The organism is Arenibacter sp. F20364 (assembly GCF_023015905.1).
Classification (GTDB): Bacteria; Bacteroidota; Bacteroidia; order Flavobacteriales; family Flavobacteriaceae; genus Arenibacter.
The window spans coordinates 23,013-31,626 of sequence record NZ_JALKBD010000040.1; the positions used below are offsets into that span (position 1 = coordinate 23,013).

Below are 8,614 nucleotides of genomic sequence, written 5' to 3' on the forward strand. Positions count from 1 at the left end.
TTCATCACACATTAAAAATTCATTGGAGCTTATTCCGATCCCAAAACCCTTTCAAGCTGTTTCTCGCTCAATCCGAACTTAAAATTGATTTCCGGGTCGTTGAAAATGTCACTTTCCTTCATTTCGGGGTCATCGAGGTCGAGACTTAGGTCACAATCGAAGCGCGCCAGTATGCTATAGCTCTGACTGTTACCCCCAACTTTTAACACATCCCTGAAGTGGCATAAACCCCAAGTGATACCACGCCCATTCCCGCTATCCGTAAAGGCGTCCGGCACATGGGCACCGGGAGCAATTGGCAATAATGAGGTGATGGCTGCAATTTCGAAGTTGACACCGTCGGGTGCATATTGAATTGTATTGTGTTCAAGTCCGTGTCGACTTACAAGTGCCGCCAAACCCTCCTTGAACGGGAAGAGGGCCGTTTCGTGTCCCGAATTGATTACCGGATTAAGCGGATGTTTTTTAAAAGGTCCAAAAGGATCTTCTCCAATAGCAAGGCCCTGTGCCCTTACTCTTGGATTACCCCCCATTTCTCCCTTGTAATATAAATAGATTTTATCCTTATAAACCAACGGATAGGGATCATGGATTATAAATTGATCCCAGGTTCCTTCCGGGCCATTTTCCACGACTACCTTATTGGAAGGCGTCCAAGGTCCATCGGGAGAATCGGAAACCGAGGCAGCCACAGGACAATCATCCCCTTTCCCCTGGCTACCCGGCATTTCTGTATAGGCCTGGTAGTACAGGTAATATTTCCCTTTATACACTAAAATGTCCGGAGTGGAAACAGACCTCCACCCAGGATATGGTTTTTCCAACCTTGGTACAGCCACTCCCTGTTCTTCCCAAGTAATCCCATCTTTACTGGTGGCATACCATATCTCTGCCAGATCCCAGTCCCTAGAAGGAATGGTATCATTTCCTGCCTCGGCATTCGGTGGCGTCGGGGTATTCCTGTGCGTATACCACACATAATACTTACCATTGGTTTTAATGACTTTGGAGGCGTCCCTTCTGGAAATCCTACCGTCTTTTTTTCCATAATCAAGGCCCTTCAAAGGTGTGTATTTGAATGTGGAAAAGAGTTCATTGCTTTGACATTCCAAGCCTGTATAACTGCCGTCGTATATACGATTGAAGGCGGCACTCATTGGGGTATTGGGTTTTTCCCTTGGCACATTTCCATACGGAAAACCTTCGGGGTATTCGTCTTTTGGCTGTGAAGTGGATTCCTTTTTGGTCGTTTCACATGAAAGCACGAGTAGAATTAGTACAGCTATAAAAAGATGGTTTTTCATGTATTGGTCGGTTTAATGGACAGGTTTGACAATGGCAAAAATGTAATTTCTGGATAATTATGGTTAATTTCATACAAGTTAGGTATTATTGATGTTAAATACCATAATCCAAATTATTTCTCTTAAAAGTCTGCCAATTCCTTTAGCTAAATAGCCGTATTGGTTCTGTTTTGTCCCTTTACTTTGATTATGGCCTAAAAATGGGTGTTGTTTTTCAAGTAGACCTCCGTAAACTACCTCGCGACAAGCCTGTCTGCAAACAAAGGTAGGCCCGCCTGAATGCTGAATGGAACGGGCAGGCCCGCCTAAACGGCACGGGCAGGCCCGCCTAAACGGCACGGGCAGGCAAGCGTCAGAGCACCCGCCGACGGTAGGCAGGTTAAAATCTCGATAACCGAGTAAATTTTTACGCGCCAGCTGGGTTGGAGAAAAGTTTAACCTGTATTGCGTTTACCTCAGAAAACAAAAGAATTCTGGGCTTAATATATGAACCGAGAGCTGAGGACAACATCATCTTGGTTTGCAGTAATAATATAGCTAGCACCGCTATTTTAAATGCATGTGCAAATGGTGAGGAAGATCAACTAAAAGGGGTTTGGCGTTTCAAATAATGACGAATGTTTTATCCGTTTTTGGAAGGGTTTTGGCGCAAAGCATAGATTTAAACTTAGTTGCATTGTACCAAATTATAACTCGATGTTGAATGGTTTAAAATATGGAAAGTCGTTGCAGTAGTGCCAAATTATCTTCCCTAGCAAAATTTGTACAGCGCAATCCGCTAATGTTCATACAATTCAGCAACTGTGTTTGATTAAACAAAAACCAAAAAATATACAAGATTCGAAATTGCGTTTAAGAAGTTAAGGTAGATATATACCGACCTTTGTCCTATTCTTTTAAAACAAAAAATTAGGAAAGATGAATACAAACAAATTTGGCACACAAGGGTGGACACCCGATAGAATAAAAGACTTAAGCGGTAAAACATTCGTAATAACCGGCACTACCAGCGGCACTGGTTTTGAAGCAGCAAAAATATTATTGTCAAAGGGGGCAAAAGTGGTGATGTTGAACCGAAACCTGAAAAAATCTCAAGACACCATTGCTACATTGAAACATGAGCTTGGTAATGCTATTGATGTAACGAATATACAAATGGACTTGGCAGTACTAGCTTCTGTAAGAAAAGCTGCAGAAGAAGTTCTTAAAACGGTACCTCAAATCGATGCATTGATGTGTAACGCTGCCATTGCCCAAGTACCTAAACAAAACTTTACTGTAGATGGTTTTGAAAGTCAATTGGGGGTAAACCATTATGGTAATTTTTTACTACAGGCTATACTTTACCCACGAATTGAAGCATCTAAAGGACGTATTGTGGTTGTAGGAAGTATGGGGTATAATTTAGGTATTAAAACCATACAGTTCGATGATATGAACTGGGATAAAAACTATAGTCCCAATAGTGTTTATAGCCAGAGTAAGTTGGCGCAGATTATGTGTGTATACGAATTGCAGGATAGGCTGAAAAAAACAGGTAAAACAACAGTAAAAGCGTACGCCTGTCACCCAGGGGCTTCATCTACTTCTCTAATTAAAACCAGTGGTAGCTTATTAACAAGATTCATTTGGCAAATAATGAAGTTGACACCAATGGTACAATCGGCTGAAAAGGGTTCATATCCAGAATTGATGTGTGCCACAGAACCAGACTTGGATCAAGAAGGTTTTTATGGCCCAACAGGAAAAAATTATTGGACTGGACCTGTTGGTGAATGTAAGTTAGAGCCACACGCAAAAGATAAACCTGTAGCAGAGAAGTTGTGGAAAGTATCAGAAAAGGCGACTGGTTTGGAGTGGAATCTATAAATTAGGGAATCAGAAAAACATAAAGTCATGGATATTTTAAAAGCAGCCACAGATTGGGCAAAGGCAGAACTGGTTTCCACCCCATTTTTTGTACTGGCAGGCCTGGTATTTTTAGTCATTAGCCTCGGTTTTTGGCAAGTAGGGAAAACCGAGTTGGCCAAAGCCTACATTATTCCCACCCTGGTGGCGGGAACCCTGTTGGTAATCATTGGTCTTGGGCTATTCTTTAACAACAAATCTAGGATAACACAGTTTGAAATAGCATACCACAAAAACATAGTGTCTTTTGTAGATTCAGAACTAGAACGTGCCGAAGCCACTTTAAAGGAATACAAAAATGTGGTTTTCACGGGTATTCCCATTATTATTGTCATCTGTGCCGTGGTGCTCTTCTTGGTGAACGTACCTATTTGGCGCGCCAGCATGATTACTACCATTGCCATGTTATCGGTTATTTTACTGATAGATGGTTTGGCACACGCGCGGATCAACGAATACAATCAGCAATTAGTACAGGCAAAACAAGAGTTAAAAAAATAAAATGAAACATTTCAATACATTATCGGCCTATTTGGAATATTTGGAACTTCCACGTCCGGAACACCCCATGTTCAGTGTATTTACCGCTATGGGTGATGGTTTTTTGCCGTGCCCTAAAGAGAGCTCACCACCCATTACCAACGATTGCTACACCATTAGCTTTAAGAAAATTATCAAGGGCGACTTAACTTACGGGCGAACCCAGTATGATTTTACCAATGGCGCGCTGTTTTTCATAGCTCCAAGGCAAGTACTGCAATGGGATAGCAGCGTAGTTTTTGAGCAAAAGGGCTTTTCTATCAACTTTCATGAAGATTTTCTGAAAGGGACTGAATTAGCGCAACAAGTTAAGAAATATGGGTTCTTTTCCTACTCGGCCAATGAGGCCTTGCACCTTTCTCCTAAAGAAGAAAAGCAGCTGGAGTCCATTGTACAGAATATCGAAATAGAATACCATAACAACCAAGATGAGTTTAGTAAAGATATCATCATCTCTCAATTAAGCACCCTATTAAAATATGCCAATCGATTTTATGAAAGACAATTTTTAAATCGAAAAGAATTATCCAATGATTTGTTAGAGCAATTTAACCAACACTTGAAAAAATATTTTGAATCGGGACAACTACAGGAAAAAGGTATTCCAAGTATTGAAGAAATAGCAAATAAGTTGACCGTTTCTCAACGCTACCTGAGCGACACTCTTAAACAAGAAACAGGTAAAACCACAACCGAACACTTGCAATTATACTTGATTGACGAAGCCAAGAATATTCTATTGAAACCTAATAAAAGTATTTCTGAAGTAGCTTATGAACTAGGATTTGAATATCCTCAATATTTTTCAAGATTATTTAAAAAAAGAGAAGGTCTAAGCCCATCGGAATATAGAGAAAAGTATAAAATGAATTAAAATAAAATGCCGAACAATTAGGTGTTCAGTTATTTACAGGTATATTTCCCGTTCGGAAGTCTAGGAATTCAATAATATCCAATGTATGGCGAAAGTTTTTCATTGGAAGAATCCCCAATTCATCTTACCCTTGACCGATGGCAATACGCCGAAAACTGAAAGAATATTTTAATATCATTTTCATATATCGAGATTTATCAATATGATTGTTGGATGAAAATAAAATTAGCAACAGAAATAGGGAAATGTTTGTCTAACCAAACCAGATTACAGATAATGGAATGGTTAAAAGAACCCGCAATGAATTTTCCACCTCACGAAACTCTAAAACATTTTAATGATGGTGTTTGCGTAACCTATATCCAAGAGAAAGCAGGACTATCCCAATCAACCATTTCAACCTATTTGACCAATATGGAAAAGTGTGGTTTATTAATTTCCACACGTCACGGAAAATGGTCTTACCTAAAGAGAAATGAACAAGTGATTGAGGAATATTGTCAATTCCTAAAGCAGTAAATTTTATTTACTTTATTAAATCTACAATTAGCGAAATGTAAATATGAAAAACTTACAATTTGAACTCATTGAACCCTTGGAGCACAGAGAAAAAGTACTCGGCTTAATAGAACAGTTAAACCCAAAAATGGACTTAAATACTATTGAAGAACGATTAATAAATATGACCCAAGTTCCAAATTATATATGCTTTGCACTTTTTGAAAATAGCAATTTAATTGGTATTTCCAGTGGTTGGACCACAATAAGAATCTATTGTGGAAAACAACTGGAATTGGATAATGTGATTATTGACTCTAAAATTCAATCAAAAGGGTTTGGTAAATACTTTATCAATGAGATAAAAAAGTGGTCATTAGCTAATGATTACCAATCTATTGGCCTAAATACCTATGTGGAGAATGCACGTTCCCACAAATTCTATTTCAACCAGAACTTTAAAATCCTAGGATTTCATTTTGAACATAACCTAAATCAAGAATAAATGAAAATATTAATAATTGGAGGAAAGGGAACAATTGGAAGATCTGTCGTTTCCCATTTTAAAGAAAACCATGAAGTCCTAATCGCAGGAAGAACAAGCGGAGATGTTACGGTTGATATTTCCGATAGTACATCAATCAGCTCCATGTTTGAACAAGTTGGAAACTTCGACGCTATAATTTGCATTGCAGGAGAAGCTAAATGGGCGGACTTTAGTGAACTTACCGAAGAAGATTATTATTTTGGAATAAGAAGCAAACTAATGGGGCAGGTTAATCTCTTGCGCATTGGTCGGCATTACTTAAATAAACACGGCTCAATTACCTTGTCAACGGGAATTTTAGCCGACCACCCAGTTATTAAAACAGCAAGTGCTTCCATGGTCAATGGAGGAATTCACAGCTTTGTAAAGGCCGTTGCTCTCGAAATTGAAAATGGAATAAGAGTAAATGTTGTATCTTCAGGAATGGTAGAAGATGCATACAAAAAGTACAAAGATTATTTCCCAGGACACAACCCAATTCCAATGAAAAAAGTAATTAACGGATATGTGAGAAGTGTAAATGGAAAAGGAAACGGAGAAATAATTAGAATATATGATTAAATAGCCCGTTACCAACAATGTGAATAAATAATAGCAGGTTAAGTCATAAACGTAAGAATAAACATAAAAAAGGGTTAGCGCTAAAATAAAAAGTTAGTTAGAAGAAATCCGCTACTGCAGCTTATCAATCAAAATCCTTAACGCTAGTCAAAATTAAGAAATGAAGAATACTACTGAGAAAATTAAAATTGGATTCTGGGAGTCAAAAGGGAAGAATCCATTTTGGTTAAATGTTGTCGGAGATGATATTTATTGGTTAGGAATGAATCAAAAAACGGAAGAATTTAAATTGGGAGAAAATTGGTGCCATGTTGGATTTGGTAAATTAAAGAATAATATTATTGAATTAACATGGTCCGATATTCCTGTTGGTAAAGACTGTTTATATGGAAAAATAAAAATTGAAATAATTGACAAAACCCATCTAATAGTAATTGAAGATTCAGGTAATTTTGGAAAATCCGAATGGAAATGGGTAGATTCAATTAAAAATTTCTCAAAAATATAAATGAAAAAACGGCCCACAAAAAGGTATAAAATTAATGGACAGTATAACCCTACTTGGGATAATCCTGCCGCGCTTATGGGCATGGCCGCATAGGTTTATAGGTTTCCAGTGACCAACATTTTGATGAAGATGAGTTATTATTTGTACAACAGGACAGAGTTGAGATCATTTTTTTGGAAAAAAGCGCAAGTTGGAGAATCGGGAGGCTTAATTTATGTACCAAAAGGAACCTAGCGTGGATTACTTAATAAAAGGGAAGAAAATGTCATGATGTTTTTTGCCCACTCCCCTACGGGGTATGAAGGTTACTTTAGGAAATGTGGAACCCCCAATATTAATATAGACCTTGGCTTTTCAGGTGAAGATTGGGTCAAGACCAATAAAAAATATGGATTAATATACCGAAATTAACAAGCAATAAAATGAGCAAGTGAACCAAGCTCCTAGAGAGGGCTATGCCAAAGTCAGACTTAAATCAAGTCTATCAACAGTTGCCGTCCACTCATTTTAGTGGGGCTTTAGAAGACAACCAAGCAAACCATAGACATGAAAATAAAATTTAGGAAAAAAAGATTAATTGCGCATTTATTGCTCGGAATGGTTTGGATTGGACTCGGAATTTTAAGCGTTGTGGTCAATGATGAAATTCGATGGACAGACTACGGGTATTTGGTGGTAGGTATTTTATACGTTGGTCATTATTTACACGATTTGACCTATCAATATCTGACTATAGAAAACGGGACGATCCGAAAAAATGCACTTTACGGATTCGGAAAAAAAATAAGTCTGAATGATATAAATTGGATTAAAAAGTTTGCAGGTGATTACACACTTAAAACGGAACAAAGTGAATTGAAAATCAATACAAAACTGATTGACATTGATTCCCTTATTGAATTGCATAGGATATTGGCAGAATTGAATTTGCCACCTGAAAACACGCCATTTTCAAAAAAGGTTTATAGTTAATTTTCTGATTACAGACTCACAAAAATCCTCCCTGCTTAAAACCGTAGCAGAACTGTGTTTTTACCCTCTGGGCTAGACGGCAACTAAAATGAAGTGGTCTAAAAAACGCTATATAAGGTGGTTTGGAGAACCCCTTTACCCTCCTCCAAAGCAACGGACAATAATTGTTTGTCTTCCATTACCTTAAAATTGAATGGTGGGGCCAATAGGTTTATACCACTCCGTTTTTTTAACCTAATTCCCTGTCCCGAAATAATATCTATATTGGGTACAAAATCGCCATTAGGCAAATGTTCGGTTAAAACAACATACTTAAAATGGGCCAACTTACCCACTATACTTTGCACCTCCAAATTTGATAAATGTTGTAGCACTTGTCGCAATAAAGCACAATCCCCTGGAGGCACATCATCTACGGCGATATCCAAACAATGGAATTCCAAATTTTCCTCTTTGTACTTTTCCTTATTGCGTGCTATTAGGTCTGCTACTATATCTACCCCAACATAGTTCTTAGTGTGACGCACCAATTCCTTACCCACATTAAAATCCCCACATCCCAAGTCACATACCACAAGAGGGCTTTTGAATGAGCTTAAAAAAGACCTTACAACCGCAATATATGGGTCTACTATTTCAGGCTTGTGCGAACCCACACCCGAATAAAAATCGGTGGCCTTACCTCCCCAAAGATTCATCCTATAGACCTGTTCCATAGCTTCCTTTGTAGGCCATGGCTTCTTGTTTTTTTTAAGTCCATTTTCATTCTTCATCATATCCACTCCAATTAAGTATATACATTATATATGGATACTTCGGACCAAATTGCGCCAGGCTTTTCGGTTTCATTGCGCCAGTGATTTCGGTTCAAACTGCGCCACTTCCCTGAGGGATTTCGGTTC

10 protein-coding genes are annotated in these 8,614 nt (G+C 38.2%); 8 read left to right on the forward strand and 2 right to left on the reverse strand.

Features of this window, described 5'->3' with window-relative positions:
• Positions 1-29 precede the first annotated feature (29 nt).
• Positions 30-1,304 carry a glycoside hydrolase gene (locus MWU84_RS21195; RefSeq protein ID WP_246905467.1) on the reverse strand — a complete coding sequence of 425 codons (1,275 nt, stop codon included), beginning with the start codon at positions 1,302-1,304 and terminating at the stop codon, positions 30-32.
• Positions 1,305-2,222: 918 nt separating this feature from the next.
• Here MWU84_RS21195 and MWU84_RS21200 point away from each other — a divergent pair.
• The 8 genes from MWU84_RS21200 to MWU84_RS21235 all read left to right on the forward strand — a co-directional run bounded on the left by MWU84_RS21200 (position 2,223) and on the right by MWU84_RS21235 (position 7,712).
• Positions 2,223-3,173 (forward strand): SDR family oxidoreductase, encoded by a 951-nt coding sequence (locus MWU84_RS21200; RefSeq protein WP_246905470.1) that lies wholly within the window; start codon positions 2,223-2,225, stop codon positions 3,171-3,173.
• A 27-nt stretch (positions 3,174-3,200) separates the two neighbouring features.
• Complete coding sequence (locus MWU84_RS21205) at positions 3,201-3,713, forward strand: hypothetical protein (RefSeq protein WP_246905473.1); 513 nt, start codon at positions 3,201-3,203, stop codon at positions 3,711-3,713.
• Positions 3,714-3,744: 31 nt separating this feature from the next.
• Positions 3,745-4,626: a response regulator transcription factor gene (locus tag MWU84_RS21210; RefSeq protein WP_246905476.1), complete on the forward strand. Its 882-nt coding sequence runs from the start codon at positions 3,745-3,747 to the stop codon at positions 4,624-4,626.
• A gap of 213 nt (positions 4,627-4,839) precedes the next feature.
• Positions 4,840-5,145 (forward strand): ArsR family transcriptional regulator, encoded by a 306-nt coding sequence (locus MWU84_RS21215; RefSeq protein WP_246905479.1) that lies wholly within the window; start codon positions 4,840-4,842, stop codon positions 5,143-5,145.
• Between the two features lie 43 nt (positions 5,146-5,188).
• A complete protein-coding gene (locus tag MWU84_RS21220; protein ID WP_246905482.1) occupies positions 5,189-5,629 on the forward strand; it encodes a GNAT family N-acetyltransferase in 441 nt (146 codons plus the stop codon).
• On the forward strand, positions 5,630-6,232 hold the full coding sequence (locus MWU84_RS21225; protein WP_246905484.1) for a short chain dehydrogenase: 603 nt from the start codon (positions 5,630-5,632) through the stop codon (positions 6,230-6,232). It abuts the gene before it with no gap.
• 160 nt (positions 6,233-6,392) lie between these two features.
• On the forward strand, positions 6,393-6,740 hold the full coding sequence (locus MWU84_RS21230) for a hypothetical protein (RefSeq protein ID WP_246905487.1): 348 nt from the start codon (positions 6,393-6,395) through the stop codon (positions 6,738-6,740).
• A gap of 546 nt (positions 6,741-7,286) precedes the next feature.
• Positions 7,287-7,712, forward strand: a complete 426-nt coding sequence (locus tag MWU84_RS21235) for a hypothetical protein (RefSeq protein ID WP_246905490.1) — start codon at positions 7,287-7,289, stop codon at positions 7,710-7,712.
• Between the two features lie 98 nt (positions 7,713-7,810).
• On the opposite strand, the gene MWU84_RS21240 is transcribed toward MWU84_RS21235, so the two are convergent.
• Positions 7,811-8,488 (reverse strand): class I SAM-dependent methyltransferase, encoded by a 678-nt coding sequence (locus MWU84_RS21240; RefSeq protein ID WP_246905493.1) that lies wholly within the window; start codon positions 8,486-8,488, stop codon positions 7,811-7,813.
• Positions 8,489-8,614: the final 126 nt, after the last annotated feature.

Excerpts from the sequence above, each read along its gene's own strand:
- MWU84_RS21200 (WP_246905470.1), top strand. The coding sequence starts at position 2,223 with ATGAATACAAACAAATTTGGCACACAAGGGTGGACACCCGATAGAATA.
- MWU84_RS21230 (WP_246905487.1), top strand. The coding sequence starts at position 6,393 with ATGAAGAATACTACTGAGAAAATTAAAATTGGATTCTGGGAGTCAAAA.
- MWU84_RS21195 (WP_246905467.1), bottom strand. The coding sequence starts at position 1,304 with ATGAAAAACCATCTTTTTATAGCTGTACTAATTCTACTCGTGCTTTCA.
- MWU84_RS21240 (WP_246905493.1), bottom strand. The coding sequence starts at position 8,488 with ATGATGAAGAATGAAAATGGACTTAAAAAAAACAAGAAGCCATGGCCT.
- MWU84_RS21220 (WP_246905482.1), top strand. The coding sequence starts at position 5,189 with ATGAAAAACTTACAATTTGAACTCATTGAACCCTTGGAGCACAGAGAA.
- MWU84_RS21225 (WP_246905484.1), top strand. The coding sequence starts at position 5,630 with ATGAAAATATTAATAATTGGAGGAAAGGGAACAATTGGAAGATCTGTC.
- MWU84_RS21215 (WP_246905479.1), top strand. The coding sequence starts at position 4,840 with ATGAAAATAAAATTAGCAACAGAAATAGGGAAATGTTTGTCTAACCAA.
- MWU84_RS21205 (WP_246905473.1), top strand. The coding sequence starts at position 3,201 with ATGGATATTTTAAAAGCAGCCACAGATTGGGCAAAGGCAGAACTGGTT.
- MWU84_RS21235 (WP_246905490.1), top strand. The coding sequence starts at position 7,287 with ATGAAAATAAAATTTAGGAAAAAAAGATTAATTGCGCATTTATTGCTC.